This is a genomic window from Nocardioides ungokensis (assembly GCF_013466985.1).
In the GTDB taxonomy this organism is placed as follows: Bacteria; Actinomycetota; Actinomycetes; order Propionibacteriales; family Nocardioidaceae; genus Nocardioides; species Nocardioides ungokensis.
Genome location: NZ_CP059164.1, coordinates 3227437 through 3243493, shown reverse-complemented (window position 1 = coordinate 3243493; position 16057 = coordinate 3227437). Strand labels below are relative to the sequence as shown.

Sequence of the window (16057 nt, the reverse complement as noted above, 5' to 3'; positions counted from 1 at the left end):
TCGGACTATCCCGCCAGGACCCTCAGGCGACCATCACGCGACCGGGCCCGTCGGGCCGCGAGCCACGTCGTCCGCGGACCACGTCCCAGGCGCGGGCGAGCCGCCCGACCGCGTCCTCGAGCTCGTCGGCCGGTCGGGTCCAGGGGATCCGCACGAAGCGGTCCAGGCCGCCCTCGGCGGCGAACACCGGCCCCGGGGCCACGATCACGCCGAGGCGCTCGGCCTCGGCGGCCAGCGCGGTGCCGAGCGGTCCCGGCAGCTCGCACCACAACGCCAGCCCGCCCGAGGGCAGCCGGAAGCGCCACTCCGGCAGCGCGGACGAGATCGCGGCGGCGAGCGCGTCGCGCTGCGCCCGCAGGCGGGACCGGTGCTCGCCGACGATGCTGCCGGCGTCCTCGAGCAGCCGGACCAGCACCAGCTGCTCCATCACGGGCGCCCCGAGGTCGAGCCCGACCCGGGCCCGCGTGAGCTGCTCCATGCCGCCCTCGGGAGACCGGATCCAGCCCAGGCGCAGGCCGCCCCAGAAGGTCTTGCTGGCGCTGCCGATGGTGATCGCCCCGGGGAGGTACGCCGCGAACGGTTGCGGCATCTCCTGCCCGTCGAGGGAGAGCGCCTGGTGGGCCTCGTCGATGACGGCGACCGTCCGGGTCCGGCGCAGGTGCGTGGCGTACTCGCGCCGTTGCTCGTCGGTCATCAGGTGACCGGTGGGGTTCTGGAAGTCGGGGATCAGGTAGGCGACCTTCGGTGCGGTCTCCCGCAGGGCCACGGCGACCGCGTCGAGGTCCCAGCCGTCGGGGTCGACCGGCGACCCGGTCAGGCGGGCGCCGCTGTGCCGGATCGCCTGGGTGGCGTTGGGGTAGACCGGCGACTCGACGAGCACCCGGTCACCGACGCCGGTGTGGGCCTGGGCCACGATCGAGGCCGCGCTCAACGCCCCCGGGGTCACCATGATCTGGTCGGGGTCGGTCGGCAGGCCGCGGGCGTCGTACGTCGCCGCGATGGCGCGCTGGAGCTGTGGCAGCCCGGCGGGGAAGTAGCCGTGGCCGCCGAGGTAGGCCGGCAGCTCGGCCGCGGCCTCGGCGTACGCCGCCGCCAGCCCGGGCGGCGCGGAGGCTGCGGCGCAGTTGAGGTCGATGGCCTCGCCGTCGCCGGGGCGGGGGAGCAGCGCGCGGTCGTGCGCGCGTGCGCGGCCGCCGGGGACGCGGGTGTAGGTGCCCGACCCCTGCCGGGCCTCGGCGTACCCAGCGTCGCGCAGCGCTGCGTAGGCCCGGGTGACGGTGGTGCGCGAGACCGCGAGCGCGTCGGTGAGCTCCCGCTCGCTGGGCAGCCGGGTGTCGAGCCCGATCCGGCCGTCGCCGATGAGCAGGGTGAGCGCGTCGGCGAGGCCGGCGTACGCCGGGTTGCGGTCGAAGCCCGCGACCAGGGCCGCGACGCGGGCGGCGCTGACGGTGCGTCCGGCGAGAGGTCCGGTGGACTGGCTCATGCAGGCCACTGTCGCACGATTGGCTATTGATGAGAAGGCCAATTCCTCGCAGGCTGGGGGTCATGTCCACGATCGCCTCGCCCGCCACCGCGCGCCCCGGACTGACCGACCTCGGCCCGCTCGCCCAGCTGCGGGCCGGCCGCCTGGCCCGTCGGCTGCCGCAGCTCTACGTCGGGCTCGTGCTGTACGGCGTCTCCCTCGCCCTGATGGTCCGCGGCGACCTGGGGCTGGCGCCGTGGGACGTCCTGCACTCGGGGCTGATCCGGCACGTGCCGATCACGCTCGGCCAGGCCGTCGTGGTGATGAGCTTCGTCGTGCTGCTGGCCTGGATCCCGCTGCGCGAGACGCCCGGGATCGGCACCATCTCCAACGCGCTCGTCGTCGGCTTCTCCGCCGACGCCACGCTCGCCCTGCTGCACCAGCCGTCCGCCCTGGTGCTGCGGGTGGCGCTGATGGTGGGTGGTGTGGCGCTGTGCGGCCTGGCCAGCGCGATGTACATCGGCGCCCAGCTCGGCCGTGGCCCTCGCGATGGCCTGATGACCGGGCTGCACCGGCGCACCGGCCTCTCGCTGCGGCTGGTGCGCACCGGTCTCGAGGTCGCCGTGGTCCTCATCGGGCTCCTGCTCGGGGGCGTGGCCGGGCTCGGGACGGTGCTCTACGCCCTCGCGATCGGCCCGCTCACCCAGCGCTGGCTCCCGTTCTGGACCGTCGTCCTGGAAGACGTCGGACGATCGTCTGCACGCCCGAGTCGCTGACTGGACCCTCGCTGCCTCAGCGCTTCGTCGCGATCAGGGTGGAGGCGTCGGAGGCAACCATCACCTCGACCGAGGTGAACCGGTCGTCGGTGAGCCACTGCTCGCGCAGCGTGTCCACGCGCCCACCCGTGATCGGCGGCCACAGCTCGCAGGGCGTGAAGTCGTCGAGCACCACGATGCCGCCCTCCTCGACCAGGTCGGCGATGGCGTCGACACCCACCTCGGTGGGCTCCCCGGAGTCCAGGAACAGCAGCGAGAACGGGCCCTTGTCGAGCAGCGTGGACCAGTCGGCCGCGAGGACCTCCACCTGGGGGTCGTCGACGAAGATCTCGGCCGCCGCGCCGGCCAGCTTCGCGTCCAGCTCGGCGGTCACGATGCGCGTCTGGTCACCGCGTACGCCGGAGCGCAGCCAGGCCGTGCCCACGCCGCAGCCGGTGCCGAACTCCGCCATCGTCCCGCCACGCGTGGCGGCCAGCGTGGCGAGCAGCCGCCCGGTCTCATTGCGGCAGAACGACACGTAGCCCGACTTGCGGGACACGGCGAACGCCCGGGACACGACATCGGGCAGTTCGGGAGGTGCGCTCATGGTTGCGAGTCTCTCATCATGGGCACCGCGTCTCGCATCGTGAACAGTTGCCGAAAAACCGTGTCGCTGGCAGGCGGGACCGTCGTACCGTTGCCCCACCATGCGGAGCGTGTTCGTACTCATCGAGCGCCGCGGCGAGGCTTCTTAGGTGAGGCCACCTCGCCGCGGAGTTCGGCGTTGTACGGCCTCACGTCTCATCTGAAGACGCCTCCGCGGCGGGATCGCACCCCACAGCACGTGCGAGATCCGCAGTCCTGCAGGTTCCCCTCCTCTCATGTGATCCATGAGTCGACCAGCCCCCGTCACGGGGCGTCTCAGCGCACGACCCACGTGCCCGACTCAGCCATGACCACCTGATCACCAGAGGAGCAGACCGATGTACGACATGTACCCCGAGTGGGGACCTGCCAGCCACCACCCCGAGAACCCCCGCAGCGCCGAGAACACCTACGCCGCAGTCCAGGCGTCGCTTGACCTGCGAGACAACGGCGGCCAGCGTCCCGACGACAACTAACGTTTCGCGACATGACTGACTCGAACCCCACCGGCACCCTCAGGCTCGCCGTCATCCCCGGCGACGGCATCGGGCAGGAGGTCACGGCCGAGGCCCTCAAGGTGCTCGAGGCCGCGGCCCCGGCCGGGGTGAAGTTCGAGCCGACCCGCTACGACCTCGGCGCGGAGCGCTACCTCGCGACCGGCGAGGTGCTCCCCGACTCGGTCCTCGAGGAGATCCGCGGGCACGACGCGATCCTGCTCGGCGCGGTGGGCGGCAAGCCCGGCGACCCGAACCTGCCGCCCGGGATCCTCGAGCGCGGGCTGCTGCTGCGGCTGCGCTTCGAGCTCGACCACTACGTGAACCTGCGACCGTCCCGCATCTTCCCCGGCGTCGCCTCCCCGCTCCGACCAGAGATCACGGGGGAGCCGGGCGACGTGGACTTCGTGGTGGTCCGCGAGGGGACCGAGGGCCCCTACACCGGCAACGGTGGCTCGATCCGGGTGGGAACCCCGCACGAGGTCGCCACCGAGGTCTCCCTCAACACGGCGTTCGGCGTGGAGCGGGTCGTGCGCGACGCGTTCGCCCGGGCCCAACGCCGCCCGCGCAAGAAGCTGACGTTGGTCCACAAGACCAACGTGCTGGTCAACGCCGGGGCGGTCTGGAGCCGAGTGGTGGGCGAGGTGGGGCTCGAGCACCCCGACGTCACCGTCGACTACCTGCACATCGACGCGGCCACGATCTTCATGACGACCGACCCGTCGCGCTTCGACGTGATCGTCACCGACAACCTCTTCGGCGACATCATCACCGACCTCGCCGCCGCGATCACCGGCGGCATCGGGCTCGCGGCGTCCGGGAACATCAACCCGGACCGCACCGCGCCCTCGATGTTCGAGCCCGTCCACGGCTCCGCGCCCGACATCGCCGGCCAGCAGCTGGCCGACCCCACCGCGGCGATCCTCTCCGCGTCGCTCCTGCTCGACCACCTCGGGTACGCCGACGCGGCCGCCGCCGTCGAGACCGCGGTCATCGACGACCTCGCCACCCGTACGCCGGGCACCGCGCGGCGGACGACCGAGATCGGCGACGCGGTCGCCGCGCGAGTAGCCGGCTGACGCCTGCCGTCACGTCCTCCCCGAGACGCCGGGCACCCGAGTGGTGCTCGGCGTCTCGCCTTTCCGAAAGGTCGGCTAACGTGCCTTCCATGCAGATCAGCACCACCCACAACCCGCAGCCGGTCGACGACGCGCGGCTCGCCGAGATCCTGGCCAACCCGGGCTTCGGCCAGTTCTTCACCGACCACATGTTCACGGTGGAGTGGACGCCCGATGCCGGCTGGCACGGCGCCCGGATCGAGCCCTACGGGCCGCTCACGCTCGACCCGGCCACGGCGGTGCTGCACTACGCCCAGGAGACCTTCGAGGGCATGAAGGCCTACCGCCACGACGCCGGGTCGATCTGGTCGTTCCGGCCGGAGGAGAACGCCGCGCGGATGGCGCGCTCCAGCAAGCGCCTGGCCTTCCCGGTCCTCGACCCGCAGGACTTCGTCGCGGCCGTCGACGAGCTGGTCAGGGTCGACCAGCGCTGGGTGCCGGACGCGGCGGGGGAGAAGAGCCTCTACGTGCGCCCGTTCATGATCGCCACCGAGAAGTTCCTCGGCGTGCGGCCCAGCCAGCACGTCACGTTCATGGTCATCGCCAGCCCGGCCGGCGCCTACTTCAAGGGCGGCGTCAAGCCGGTCACCCTGTGGCTCACCGAGGAGTACACCCGCGCGGGCCGCGGCGGCATGGGCGCGGCCAAGACCGGCGGCAACTACGCCAGCTCCCTGGTGGCGCAGCAGGAGGCGAGCGGCCAGGGCTGCGACCAGGTCGTCTTCCTCGACGCCCAGGAGGGGAAGTACGTCGAGGAGCTCGGCGGCATGAACATGTACTTCGTCTTCGACGACGGCCGGATCGTGACCCCCGGGACCGGCACCATCCTCGAGGGGATCACGCGCTCCAGCATCATCGAGCTCGCCGGCAAGCTCGGCCACCAGGTCGAGGAGCGGAAGTTCTCCATCGACGAGTGGCGCGAGGGGGTCTCCAGCGGCCGGATCACCGAGATCTTCGCCTGCGGCACCGCCGCGGTGGTGACCCCGGTCGGGTCGCTGAAGTGGGACGGCGGCGAGGTGTCCGCGCCCGCGAGCACCGACCTGACGATGAAGGTCCGCCAGGCGCTCGTCGACATCCAGTACGGCCGGGCCGAGGACGCCTTCGGCTGGATGCACCGGATCGTCTGACCGGAGCCCGCGCCGGGTCGCGGCCTCCGGCGCCCCTCCACCGGTAACCTCGGTCCGTGACGACGTCCCCGCGCCCCGACCTGCCTGAGAGCAGGACCGTGGGCGACTACACCCTCCTGTCGCGCATCGGCGAGGGTGGGATGGGCGTGGTCCACCTGGCCCGCAGGCCGGGTGGTGACCGGGTCGCGCTGAAGGTGCTGCGGCCGCACATCGTGGGTGACGACGAGGCGCGTGCCCGGCTGGCCCGCGAGGTCAGCTCGCTGACCCGGATCCGCAGCCGGTGGGTCGCCGAGATCGTCGACGCCGACCCGTGGGGGGAGGTGCCGTACGTCGCCACCCGCTACGTGCCCGGCCTGTCGCTGCACGACCACGTCGTCGACGAGGGACCGATCACGGGTGCCGACCTCACCTGGTTCGCCGGCTGCCTGGCCGAGGGGCTCGCCTCGGTCCACCGGGTGGGGGTGCTGCACCGCGACGTCAAGCCGTCCAACGTGCTGATGGAGGGACGCACGCCCATCCTCATCGACTTCGGGCTCGCCCGCGTGGCTGACGACCCGAAGCTCACCCACACGGGCTGGCTGCTCGGCACGCCCGGCTACCTGGCCCCGGAGATCCTCTACGGCGACGACGCGACCAGCGCCTCCGACGTGCACTCGTGGGCCGCGACGGTCGCCTACGCCGGCACCGGCCGGCCCCCCTTCGGGCGCGGGCCCTCGATGGCGATCATGGACCGGGTCCGGCGCGGCGAGCACGAGCTCAGTGGGCTGCCCGCCCAGCTGCGCGGCATCGTCGAGGCCGCGCTCGACCCCGATCCCGCCCGCCGGCCGGGGGTCGACGACCTGCTGCGCTGGCTGCGGCCGGACCCGTCCGGGCCGACCGCGGCGCCCGTGCCTCCGGTGCCGGCGGCGGACGACCCCTACACGATCCCCCTGGCGATCGCAGCCCAGGCGCCGGCGGCGGCGCCCACCGACCACCTGCCGCGCGAGACCTTCGCCGGCCCGGGTGACGAGGAGCCGCCCACCCTGGCGCTCTCCCAGCAGTCGCCGGGCGAGCAGTGGCCGCTCGCGCCGGCGCCCCACGACGGGTGGTCCGAGGACGAGTGGTCCGGCGATGGCGAGGCCTGGCCGGCGCAGGCCCCCCGCGCACCCTGGCCCGAGCGCCTGCGGCGCGGAGTCCTGCTCGGCACCGGTGCCGTGGCTGCCGGTGCCGCGATCGCGGCGTACCCCTGGCTGGCGTCCCTGTCCCTGCTCCTGGTCACCTGGCTGCTCCGCAGCGGCTCGCTCGCCGCGAGCGCCGCGGGCGACCGGAGGCGGCTGCGCGGCCGCAAGTGGTACGACGGGATGCAGTTCCTCCTGGCCGCGCCCTGGCACCTGGTCCGGTCGATCGGCGGCACGGTGGTGCTGACGCTGTGGAGCCTCGGCCTGGCCGTGGCGGCGGCGCTGATCTGCTACGCCGTCGCCGCCGGCCTGACGACCACGCTGGCCGTGGCGGGCATGGTGTTCGTGACCTCGCTGTGGCTCGGGCCGGGAGGCTCCCGGGTCCGCGCGCCGCTGTCCCGGGTGGTGAACCCCGCCTCAGCCTCGGCGCGACCCTGGGTGGTGGCCGTCTTCCTCGTGGCGGTGGTGGCGTTCGCGCTGTCGCTGCGACTCGACGCGGTCGGCACCTCGTGGGCGCCGGCCTCCGACCAGCCGTTCGCGGGCCTGTCCCTCCCCGGTTGGCTCCCCGGCGGCTGAGCCACCGCGCGCACCGAACGGGGGCCGGGGTGGCTCGGATGCCGAGATCCCTGCGCCGGGTCGCGGTGACCGTGGCAGCATGGTTCGCATGCAGCAGCAGGAGATCATTACCTAGCGCGTCGTCGCCCCATCCCGGGGCAGCCGACGCGCAGACCTCTCGTACCACGGGAGGTCTTTTTGTTGCCCGGACCGCATGACGGAAGAGACTGACCGATGGACCTGCACGGCACGTTCCACGTCTACGACACCACCCTGCGCGACGGGGCGCAGCAGGAGGGGCTCAACCTCTCGGTCGCCGACAAGCTGAGCATCGCCCGGCAGCTCGACGGCCTCGGCGTGGGCTACATCGAGGGCGGCTGGCCCGGGGCCAACCCCAAGGACACCGAGTTCTTCCGTCGTGCCGCGCAGGAGCTGGACTTGCGGCACGCCCGGCTGGCCGCCTTCGGCGCCACCCGGCGCGCCGGCGTGAAGGCGGCCGACGACCCGCTGGTCGCGGCGCTGCGCGAGAGCGGCGCCGGGGTCGTGACGCTGGTCGCCAAGTCCCACGACCGCCACGTCGAGCTGGCCCTGCGGACCACGCTGGAGGAGAACCTCGCGATGGTCCGCGACACCGTCTCCCACCTGCGTGCCGAGGGACAGCAGGTCTTCCTCGACGCCGAGCACTTCTTCGACGGCTACCGCGCCAACCGCGACTACGCCCTCGAGGTGCTGCGCACGGCGTACGACGCCGGCGCCGAGGTGGTCGCGCTGTGCGACACCAACGGCGGCATGCTGCCGGGCTGGGTGGCCGACGTGGTGCACGACGTCGTCGACTCCACGGGGGTGCGAGTCGGCATCCACTGCCACAACGACACCGGCTGCGCGGTGGCGAACACCCTGGCCGCGGTCGACGCGGGCGCCAGCCACGTGCAGGGCACGATCAACGGCTACGGCGAGCGGACCGGCAACGCCGACCTCGTCACCGTGGTGGCCAACCTCGAGCTGAAGCTGGACCGGCAGGTGCTCCCGCAGGGGCTGCTGCGGGAGGCCACCCGGATCGCGCACGCGGTCGCCGAGGTGACGAACGTCCCGCCCGCCTCCCGCCAGCCCTACGTCGGCACGTCGGCGTTCGCGCACAAGGCCGGGCTGCACGCCAGCGCGATCAAGGTCGACCCGAACCTCTACCAGCACATGGACCCCGTGGGGGTCGGCAACGACATGAGGCTGTTGGTCTCGGACATGGCCGGGCGCGCCTCGATCGAGCTGAAAGGACGAGAGCTCGGCTTCGACCTCACTGGTCCTCGGGGCGACAAGGAGCTGGTCACCCGGGTGACCGATCGGGTCAAGGAGCTCGAGGCGCGCGGCTACACCTTCGAGGCCGCCGACGCGTCGTTCGAGCTGCTGCTCCTCGAGGAGGTCGAGGGCCGGCGGCCGTCGTACTTCGAGGTCGAGTCGTGGCGGGTGATCACCGAGACCCTGCCGCGCTCGGCGGTGGGCGAGGAGGCCGTCTCCGAGGCGACCGTGAAGCTGAAGGCCGACGGGGTGCGCTACGTCGTGACCGGCGAGGGCAACGGTCCGGTCAACGCGCTGGACCAGGCGCTGCGCGAGGCCATCGGCCAGGCCTACCCGCAGGTCGCGAAGTTCGAGCTGATCGACTACAAGGTGCGCATCCTGGACCAGGGGCACGGCACCGACGCGATCACCCGGGTGCTCATCGAGACCAGCGACGGGGAGTCGTCGTGGGTGACGGTGGGCGTGGGGCACAACGTCATCGAGGCCTCGTGGGGGGCGCTGGTCGACGGGGTCACGTTCGGCCTGCGGCGCCGGCAGGTCTGACCCGCACCCTCCGGCACGCCTCGTCGGCCCTGTCCCGACATGGAGTGCCCGACATGGAGAACCCCTCCCTCCCGCGAGCGGGAGGGAGGGGCTGTGTCCAGCGGTCAGCGCAGGTGGACCGTGCGGCCGTCGAGGTGGCTGGAGAAGTCGCCCGACGGGTCCTCGGTGTAGATGTTGACGTCCGAGACGCGCGCGGCGCCCTGGACCCACTTGTACCCACCGGTGGGCCGGCGGACCGGGATCCAGACGGCTTCCTCGTTGCCCGAGCACTCGACGGAGTTGTAGAACGACACCTCCGAGTACTGCGTCTGCACGGTGCCGTGCGTGACCTGGGTGAGGTAGAGGTCGGCCTCGGCGGACGTGGTGTCCGGCGAGCAGGTGACCTTCAGCTTGATCCACGCGATGTTGTGCGTCGCGGAGAGCTCGCCGTACTTGCCGATCTTGACGAGTGTGCTTTCCGCACTCGCCGCACCGGCGGAGAGTGCGACCAGAGCCAGCGCGGCTACGCCGGCACCAGCGGTCTTGGTTGTCTTGTTCATTGTCTTGGCCCCCTAGGCCTCAATCGAATGGGAAGGCCTGTCCTCCCATGTCCGTGAACCTAGGAAGCGCACTCAGGCGAGTCATGCCTGAAATTGAGGGTCTTCTCAGGCTGGGCTCGGAGATCGGCCCAACATTAGGTACGCCTCCCCACGATGCGTCGGGCCAGGTCGACCCAGCCCGCGTGGATCCGGTCGACGTCGAGACCCTCGATGCGCACCTGCTGGTCGAGGACGGGCGCCTCGAGGGGCGCCATCAGTGCGGTCGCGAGAAGGGGCAGGTCCCCCGTGACGCCGAGCTGGGCGAGGAGGTAGCGCACGTGCATGGCGGCGAAGGAGTACGCCGCGAACGAGCGCGTTCCCGCCCGGCCCGCCTGCCGGATCAGGTCGGCGTGGAGCAGGGTGGTCTCGAGGCGGGAGCGTCCGAACGCCATCAGGCGTTCCCACGGCTCGGCGCCGGGGCCGAGCGGGGGCGGCCCGGACATCACGGCGGCCTGCCACTCGGTCTCGGAGTGGTCGAGCAGCGCCGCCATCAGTCCCTCGCGGGAGTGGAACCGTCGGAAGACGGTGCCCTTCCCGACCCCCGCGGCGGCGGCGACCGCGTCCATGGTGACCGCGTCCGCGCTGCAGCGCTCGACCAGCTCCTGGGCAGCCCGGAGCAGCGCCTCCCGGTTGCGTGCGGCATCGCGCCGCTCCGGGGTGGGCGCGTCCACCAGGGGCAGGAGGTGGTGCTCGGACATGACGTCGCTCACTCTAGACAGGCCGCAGGCGGGGCCGGGCGGATGAAGGTGGCCGGGACGGGGAATACTAAGCGGACCGCAGTCCGTTTGGTCTCGTGGACTGTCCCCCGAAACCCCTGTAGGAGCACTTCATGGCAGACACCCGCGTCCTCATCCTCGTCGGCAGCCTCCGCGCCGACTCGCTGAACCGCCGCATCGCGGAGAAGCTGCAGGAGCTGGCCCCCTCCGGCGTCGAGATCGAGATCGCCGAGAACCTGCACGAGCTGCCGTTCTACAACGAGGACCTCGACGGCGAGAACGTCCCTGCCACGGCCGCTGCGCTGCGGGACCGGGTAGTCGCGGCCGACCGCGTGCTCGCGGTCACGCCTGAGTACAACGGGACAATGCCGGCCGTCCTGAACAACGCCATCGACTGGCTCTCGCGCCCCTACGGCGTCGGCGCGATCAAGGGCAAGCCCTTCGGCGTCATCGGCGCGACCCCGACGCCGTACGGCGGCAAGTGGGCGCACCAGGACACCGTGCGCTCGGCCGGCATCGCCGGTGCGGTCGTCGTCGAGGACGTGACCGTGTCGCAGTCCGCTCTCGAGGTCGACGTGCTCACCGACCCCGAGGTCCTCGACCGCCTGGTCGCCGCGGTCCGCACCCTCGCGGAGTACACCGAGGAAGCTGCCGCCTGACCCGTTAGCGTCGGGGCATGGCCGACCTCCATGACCTGACAGCGCTGGAGCAGGGTGACCTCGTGCGACGCCGCGAGGTGTCGCCCGCGGAGCTCGTCGACCACTACCTCGAACGCGCCGACCGACTCGACTCGGTCGGCGCGTTCGTCACGCTCACCCCCGAGAGGGCCCGGGAGGCCGCCTTCGCGCTGGGCTCGGGCGAGTCCCCGCTCTTCGGGGTCCCCACGGCCATCAAGGACCTCAACCTGACCGCGGGGGTGCGCACCACCTTCGGCTCGGAGGCCTTTCGCGACTTCGTGCCGGACATCTCGGACGGGGTGACCCTGTCGATCGAGGCGGCCGGCATGGTGAGCCTCGGCAAGACCAACACGCCCGAGTTCGGCTCGCCCTGCTACACCGAGCCCGCGGTGGCTCCACCGGCCGTCACGCCGTACGACCACGGCCGGATGGCGGGTGGCTCCTCCGGCGGCGCCGCGGCGGCGGTCGCGGCGGGGCTGGTGCCGGTCGCGCAGGGCTCCGACGGCGGTGGCTCGATCCGGATCCCGGCGTCGTGCTGCGGCCTGGTGGGCCTCAAGCCGTCGCGCGGCCGGATCAGCGGGCACCCGATGTACGGCGACCCCGTGGGCCTCGCCACGGCCGGGTCGCTCGCCCGGACCGTGCGCGACGCCGCCGCGCTGCTGGACGTCCTGGCCGGGCGGCGACCCGGCGACCCGTCCTGGGCGCCGCCCCCGACCGCGCCGTTCCTCGCCGCCTGCGACCGGGAGCCGGGCCCGCTGCGGATCGCGCGTTTCGTCGAGCCGGTGATCGCCGACGTCGCCGTGGACCCCGAGTGCGTCGCGGCGTGGGAGTCGGCGTCGCGGCTGCTGGCGTCGCTGGGCCACGAGGTCGTGGACATCGACGTGCCGCTGCCGCACGACGCGGTGCCCGTCTTCGAGACCTGTTGGTCGGTGCTCACCGCGCTGTCGGTGGTGCCGCCCGAGAGGGAGCACCTGCTGCGGCCGCTCACGCGGTGGCTGACCGAGCGGGGGCGTGCGGTCACCGGGCCGGAGTTCGGACTGGCGATCGGGGAGGTGCGCCGCTTCGCGGCCGCTGCGCTGACCGCGCTGGCCCCCTACGACGCGGTCCTGACGCCGACCCTGGCCACCCCGCCGCTGCCGGTCGGCGCGCTGCGCGACGACGACGACCCGGCCGCGGACTTCGAGGCCCAGAAGGACTTCACCCCCTGGACCTCCGCGTGGAACGTCACCGGGATGCCCGCGGTCTCGCTGCCGCTGCACTGGACCGCCGACGGGCTCCCCGTGGGGGTCATGCTGGCCGCCCGCCCCGCCGAGGAGGAGCTGCTGCTCTCCCTCGCCGCTCAGGTCGAGGCCGCGGCACCCTGGTCGGACCGCCGCCCGCCGGGTTGGTGAGCGACGCCCGCAGCGTCAGTCGTCGCCGAGGCCGCGCGCGTGCAGCGCGTCCCCGGTCGCGCGGGCGTGCGCGACGACCCGGATCACCACGGGGGTCAGCCGGGCGCGCGGGTCCCGTTCGAGCCCCCGCGCCAGGGCGGCGTCGAGAGTCTCGTCGGCGATCTCGATGGTGGTCGGGATCGCGCGGATGGTGAGGGCGAAGGCGAGCGCCACCTGGTCGGCGTCGACACCGACCCGGCGGAATGGCCGCAGGGCTCGCGTCACGGTGTCGAGGATCTCGTCGACCGGGGTGGTCACCGTGAGCACCGTGGCGAGCAGGACCAGGGTGACGAGGTCGCCCACGGACTCGACGGCACGCGGCCACCCGTGCTGCCAGGACTGGTAGGCCGCCAGGAGCACGGCCATCACCAGGATCCCGCGCAGCGACCGCAGCGCCGCGCGCAGCGGCATGCCCGACCACACCGCCAGTCCGACGGCGCCGACGAGGAACGCGAGCGCGCTGACCGGGCCGCGAACCGCCACCACGACCACGCCCACCACCAGGAACGTCGCCAGCTTCGCGCCGGCGGGCAGTCGGTGGAGCAGGGTCGTGCCGGGCCGGTGGCTGCCGAGCAGGGTGGTCGTCACGGCGGCCGCCTCAGGCCGTGGTCCGGTAGTGCTGCACGGCGCTCTCCGCCGGCCCGTCGAAGACGACCCGGCCCCCGTCCACGACGAGCGCGCGGTCGCAGCGGGCCGCAAGGTCGAGGTCGTGGGTGACGAGCACCAGCTGCTGGGGCAGCGAGAAGAGCAGGTCACCGATCCGACGGCTGTTGGCCAGGTCGAGCAGCGTGGTGGGCTCGTCGGCGACGAGGATGTCGGGGCCGGTCGCGAGCACCCCGGCGAGCGCGAGCAGCTGGCGCTGGCCGCCGGAGAGGCCGTGCACGCTGCGGTCGCCGAGGCCCTCCAGCCCGTAGCCCGCGAGGATCTCGAGGGCGGCGCGTCGCCGTTCGGCCTTGTCGCGGTGGGTGCGCCGCAGCGACAGGGCGACGTCCTCGGCCGCGGTCGGCATCACCAGCTGTGCGGCCGGGTCGGTGAACGCGAACCCCACCCGGCGTCGTACCGCCCGTCCCTCCCGGGCCACGTCGAGACCGTCGACGAGCACCCGACCGGTCGTCGCACCGACCAGCCCGTTGACCAGACGGGCCAGCGTGGACTTGCCCGAGCCGTTGGGACCGATCAGGGCCACCCGCCGCTCGGTCAGGGTGAGGCTGGTCTCCTCCAGGATGCGCAGGTCGCCGTCGACGGTGGGAACCCGGACGGTGACCTGCTCCAGCTCGATCCGGCTCACGCGGAGACAGCATCCTCCGTGGTCGCGGGGGCGGCACGGTCGGGACGGGCGGGGAGCAGGTCGGGGAACGCCCGGAGCACCGCGGTGGCGACCAGGGCCATCACGAGGTTCTTGACGAGGTCGCCGATCCAGAACACCTTGTCGATGTCGAAGGCGGCCGACCAGCTGATGTCGAGGCGCCAGACGAGTCCGGCCATGCCGAGCGTGTGGATGAACAGGGCGCTGCCGACGAGCCCGGCGAGGAAGATCAGCGGCACGCTGGTCTGCACGGCGCGGCGCGGCAGCCGCTCGACGACGAACCCGCAGCAGCCGGCAGCCAGGGGGAAGCCGACGAGGTAGCCGACGGTCGGGCCGGAGAAGACCCCGAGCCCGGCGCTCCCCCCGGCGAAGACCGGCAGGCCGGCCGCCCCGATGACGAGGTAGAGCAGGACGGCGAGGAAGCCCCGGCGGGCACCCAGGACCGCGCCGGTGAGCAGCACCCCGAAGGTCTGGAGGGTGATCGGCACCGGGCCCGCGACGTTGATCGAGGGCAGGATCGCGCAGACGGCGATCAGGGCCGCGAACCCGGCGATGAGGGCGAGGTCGGTGCCGGTGTTCCGGCGGGCGGGGGAGTGCGGCATGGTCATCCTTCGGTGCGGACCGACCTGGAGCGAGCGCCAGGTGAACGGCGTTCAGGTTAGGGTGGGCCCACGCCGGCGGTCAAAGTGGGTGGGTCGGTGTGACCCGTCCACGAGGGCGTGACGAGGAGGGGGGCACATGCGCTACCACCGCAGCGACGTCGTCGAACGTGCGATCGTCGTGCTGGACACCTACGGCCTGGCCGACCTGACCATGCGACGGCTCGGTGCCGAGCTGGGGGTCCAGCCGAGCGCCCTCTACCACCACTTCATCAACAAGCAGACCCTGCTGGCGGCCGTCGCGGACGAGATCCTCGACCGCGGCCGGCGGCCGCGCGCTGAGGGACTGGCCTGGGACCAGCGCGTCCGGGCGGTGTGCGGCGAGCTCCGCGACGCCATGCTGGCCTATCGCGACGGCGCCGAGGTGGTCGCCACCGTGCACGCCTTCGGGCTCGGCGCCGGTGCTCCCGACCGGGAGCTCGAGGCCGCGCTGGCCGAGGGAGGGTTCGCCCCCGACCTGCGGCGGACCGCCGCACGCACGCTGCTGCACTTCGTCTTCGGGCACGTCTCCGAGGAGCAGACCCACCTCCAGGCCGGCAGCGCGGGTGCGATCGACGAGGCACCCCGCGAGGGCTCCGACTTCGAGCTGGGGCTGGGCATCGTGGTCGACGGGATCAGGCTGCGCCAGGGCGCGACGGCGTAGGGCCACGCCCCGACCGGTTCAGTGGTCGGGGAGCGCCACGTCGACGTCGGCGCCGTGGAGCTCCGCGAGGAGCACCGCCCCGGCCAGGTCCAGCTTCGTGCGCCGGAGCCGTGCTGCGGCCAGGTCGACCCGGTCCAGGCTCGCGCCCCGCAGGTCCGTGTCGCCGAGGTCGGCGTCGCGCAGGGTGGCACCGTCGAGCCGGGCGTCGCGCAACGTCGTGCCGGTCAGGTTCGAGAGCGAGAGATCGGCCTCGCGCAGGTCGAGGCCGGTGAGGTCGAGCTTCGTGAGGTTGCCGCCCCGGATGGTGACACCGCGCCACTGCCCGCCGACCACCCGCATGGGCCGCAGCGTGCACTCGGTGAAGACCGACCCGAGCATCTTGCAGCCCTCGAACGTCGCGTCGAAGAAGCTGGTCCGGCGGAAGTCGCAGGCGACGAACGCCGAGCTGAGATGGGTCGAGGCGTTGAAGCGGCCGCCGTGGAAGGTGCACTGGTCGAAGACCGCGCCCGCCGTGCTCGCCTCGCTGAGATCGACGTCGGTGAAGGTGCACCCCTCGAAGCGTGCGGCGCCGAGGTCCTCGGCGTACCAGTCGTCGTCGCGGTAGTCGCGGCCGACCGAGGGCTCAGACATCGACCGTGCCGCCGCTGCGCCAGTAGACGCCGTCCGCGCGGGTCATGAACTGGTTCTCCACCAGGTAGCGGCGCAGCGCGGCGTGGTCGGGGTGCACCCGGCCGAGGACGTCGTTGACCTCGGACTCGGGGTAGCGGCGGCCGGGCTCGAAGGCCTGCGCCAGGTGGTCGAGCACGACCAGCAGCTTGGCGTGCTTCGAGGGGATCGTGTGCAGCCGGCCGTCGGCGGTGAGGAAGTTGCCGAGCACCCGGCGGTCGCGTTCGTCCATGGGC

At 72.9% G+C, this 16057-nt stretch carries 18 protein-coding genes; 9 read left to right on the top strand and 9 right to left on the bottom strand.

Going from position 1 to position 16057, the window contains the following annotated elements; translation table 11 throughout:
* Positions 1–22 precede the first annotated feature (22 nt).
* Positions 23–1483, bottom strand: a complete 1461-nt coding sequence (gene yczR / locus H0S67_RS16025) for a MocR-like transcription factor YczR (protein WP_180933853.1) — start codon at positions 1481–1483, stop codon at positions 23–25.
* A gap of 62 nt (positions 1484–1545) precedes the next feature.
* On the opposite strand from yczR, the gene yczE reads away from it, so the two are divergent.
* Positions 1546–2238, top strand: coding sequence for a membrane protein YczE (gene yczE / locus H0S67_RS16020; protein WP_180933852.1), 693 nt, complete (start codon positions 1546–1548; stop codon positions 2236–2238).
* Between the two features lie 16 nt (positions 2239–2254).
* Here yczE and H0S67_RS16015 read toward each other — a convergent pair whose 3' ends face one another.
* Entirely contained in the window at positions 2255–2824 is a 570-nt protein-coding gene (locus H0S67_RS16015) for an O-methyltransferase (RefSeq protein ID WP_180933851.1), read from the bottom strand.
* A gap of 376 nt (positions 2825–3200) precedes the next feature.
* Here H0S67_RS16015 and H0S67_RS16010 point away from each other — a divergent pair, with 376 nt between their 5' ends.
* The 5 genes from H0S67_RS16010 to cimA all read left to right on the top strand — a co-directional run bounded on the left by H0S67_RS16010 (position 3201) and on the right by cimA (position 9146).
* Entirely contained in the window at positions 3201–3338 is a 138-nt protein-coding gene (locus tag H0S67_RS16010) for a hypothetical protein (RefSeq protein WP_180933850.1), read from the top strand.
* A gap of 11 nt (positions 3339–3349) precedes the next feature.
* Entirely contained in the window at positions 3350–4435 is a 1086-nt protein-coding gene (locus H0S67_RS16005; protein ID WP_180933849.1) for a 3-isopropylmalate dehydrogenase, read from the top strand.
* A gap of 89 nt (positions 4436–4524) precedes the next feature.
* Entirely contained in the window at positions 4525–5598 is a 1074-nt protein-coding gene (locus H0S67_RS16000) for a branched-chain amino acid aminotransferase (protein ID WP_180933848.1), read from the top strand.
* A gap of 56 nt (positions 5599–5654) precedes the next feature.
* Positions 5655–7331, top strand: a complete 1677-nt coding sequence (locus tag H0S67_RS15995; protein ID WP_180933847.1) for a serine/threonine-protein kinase — start codon at positions 5655–5657, stop codon at positions 7329–7331.
* Between the two features lie 213 nt (positions 7332–7544).
* The gene (gene cimA / locus H0S67_RS15990; protein WP_180933846.1) at positions 7545–9146 is read left to right on the top strand and encodes a citramalate synthase; all 1602 of its coding nucleotides are present in this window, start codon (positions 7545–7547) and stop codon (positions 9144–9146) included.
* A 104-nt stretch (positions 9147–9250) separates the two neighbouring features.
* Here the strand turns inward: cimA and H0S67_RS15985 are convergent, their stop codons facing one another.
* Both H0S67_RS15985 and H0S67_RS15980 read right to left on the bottom strand, forming a co-directional pair.
* A complete protein-coding gene (locus H0S67_RS15985) occupies positions 9251–9685 on the bottom strand; it encodes a hypothetical protein (protein WP_180933845.1) in 435 nt (144 codons plus the stop codon).
* A gap of 134 nt (positions 9686–9819) precedes the next feature.
* Complete coding sequence (locus H0S67_RS15980) at positions 9820–10422, bottom strand: TetR/AcrR family transcriptional regulator (RefSeq protein ID WP_180933844.1); 603 nt, start codon at positions 10420–10422, stop codon at positions 9820–9822.
* Between the two features lie 131 nt (positions 10423–10553).
* On the opposite strand from H0S67_RS15980, the gene H0S67_RS15975 reads away from it, so the two are divergent.
* A complete protein-coding gene (locus H0S67_RS15975) occupies positions 10554–11099 on the top strand; it encodes an NADPH-dependent FMN reductase (protein WP_180933843.1) in 546 nt (181 codons plus the stop codon).
* Positions 11100–11116: 17 nt separating this feature from the next.
* Positions 11117–12508, top strand: a complete 1392-nt coding sequence (locus H0S67_RS15970; protein ID WP_180933842.1) for an amidase — start codon at positions 11117–11119, stop codon at positions 12506–12508.
* Between the two features lie 15 nt (positions 12509–12523).
* Here the strand turns inward: H0S67_RS15970 and H0S67_RS15965 are convergent, their stop codons facing one another.
* From H0S67_RS15965 to H0S67_RS15955, 3 genes are read right to left on the bottom strand one after another with little or no spacing between them, the layout of a single operon-like run.
* Complete coding sequence (locus H0S67_RS15965) at positions 12524–13135, bottom strand: energy-coupling factor transporter transmembrane component T family protein (protein WP_180933841.1); 612 nt, start codon at positions 13133–13135, stop codon at positions 12524–12526.
* Between the two features lie 10 nt (positions 13136–13145).
* A complete protein-coding gene (locus tag H0S67_RS15960; RefSeq protein WP_180933840.1) occupies positions 13146–13835 on the bottom strand; it encodes an energy-coupling factor ABC transporter ATP-binding protein in 690 nt (229 codons plus the stop codon).
* On the bottom strand, positions 13832–14455 hold the full coding sequence (locus tag H0S67_RS15955; RefSeq protein WP_219635296.1) for a biotin transporter BioY: 624 nt from the start codon (positions 14453–14455) through the stop codon (positions 13832–13834). Before H0S67_RS15955 ends, H0S67_RS15960 begins: the two co-directional genes overlap by 4 nt.
* A gap of 136 nt (positions 14456–14591) precedes the next feature.
* Between H0S67_RS15955 and H0S67_RS15950 the strand changes: the two genes are divergently transcribed.
* Positions 14592–15155: a TetR/AcrR family transcriptional regulator C-terminal domain-containing protein gene (locus H0S67_RS15950; protein WP_180933838.1), complete on the top strand. Its 564-nt coding sequence runs from the start codon at positions 14592–14594 to the stop codon at positions 15153–15155.
* Positions 15156–15173: 18 nt separating this feature from the next.
* On the opposite strand, the gene H0S67_RS15945 is transcribed toward H0S67_RS15950, so the two are convergent.
* Both H0S67_RS15945 and H0S67_RS15940 read right to left on the bottom strand, forming a co-directional pair.
* Positions 15174–15785 (bottom strand): pentapeptide repeat-containing protein, encoded by a 612-nt coding sequence (locus tag H0S67_RS15945; protein ID WP_180933837.1) that lies wholly within the window; start codon positions 15783–15785, stop codon positions 15174–15176.
* A complete protein-coding gene (locus H0S67_RS15940; RefSeq protein ID WP_180933836.1) occupies positions 15778–16053 on the bottom strand; it encodes a DUF2087 domain-containing protein in 276 nt (91 codons plus the stop codon). Before H0S67_RS15940 ends, H0S67_RS15945 begins: the two co-directional genes overlap by 8 nt.
* Positions 16054–16057 lie beyond the last annotated feature (4 nt).

Bases quoted from the DNA above. Each gene is read 5' to 3' on its own strand.
- yczR (WP_180933853.1), bottom strand. From the start codon at position 1,483: ATGAGCCAGTCCACCGGACCTCTCGCCGGACGCACCGTCAGCGCCGCC.
- yczE (WP_180933852.1), top strand. From the start codon at position 1,546: ATGTCCACGATCGCCTCGCCCGCCACCGCGCGCCCCGGACTGACCGAC.
- H0S67_RS16015 (WP_180933851.1), bottom strand. From the start codon at position 2,824: ATGAGCGCACCTCCCGAACTGCCCGATGTCGTGTCCCGGGCGTTCGCC.
- H0S67_RS16010 (WP_180933850.1), top strand. From the start codon at position 3,201: ATGTACGACATGTACCCCGAGTGGGGACCTGCCAGCCACCACCCCGAG.
- H0S67_RS16005 (WP_180933849.1), top strand. From the start codon at position 3,350: ATGACTGACTCGAACCCCACCGGCACCCTCAGGCTCGCCGTCATCCCC.
- H0S67_RS16000 (WP_180933848.1), top strand. From the start codon at position 4,525: ATGCAGATCAGCACCACCCACAACCCGCAGCCGGTCGACGACGCGCGG.
- cimA (WP_180933846.1), top strand. From the start codon at position 7,545: ATGGACCTGCACGGCACGTTCCACGTCTACGACACCACCCTGCGCGAC.
- H0S67_RS15985 (WP_180933845.1), bottom strand. From the start codon at position 9,685: ATGAACAAGACAACCAAGACCGCTGGTGCCGGCGTAGCCGCGCTGGCT.
- H0S67_RS15980 (WP_180933844.1), bottom strand. From the start codon at position 10,422: ATGTCCGAGCACCACCTCCTGCCCCTGGTGGACGCGCCCACCCCGGAG.
- H0S67_RS15975 (WP_180933843.1), top strand. From the start codon at position 10,554: ATGGCAGACACCCGCGTCCTCATCCTCGTCGGCAGCCTCCGCGCCGAC.
- H0S67_RS15970 (WP_180933842.1), top strand. From the start codon at position 11,117: ATGGCCGACCTCCATGACCTGACAGCGCTGGAGCAGGGTGACCTCGTG.
- H0S67_RS15955 (WP_219635296.1), bottom strand. From the start codon at position 14,455: ATGCCGCACTCCCCCGCCCGCCGGAACACCGGCACCGACCTCGCCCTC.
- H0S67_RS15950 (WP_180933838.1), top strand. From the start codon at position 14,592: ATGCGCTACCACCGCAGCGACGTCGTCGAACGTGCGATCGTCGTGCTG.
- H0S67_RS15945 (WP_180933837.1), bottom strand. From the start codon at position 15,785: ATGTCTGAGCCCTCGGTCGGCCGCGACTACCGCGACGACGACTGGTAC.
- H0S67_RS15940 (WP_180933836.1), bottom strand. From the start codon at position 16,053: ATGGACGAACGCGACCGCCGGGTGCTCGGCAACTTCCTCACCGCCGAC.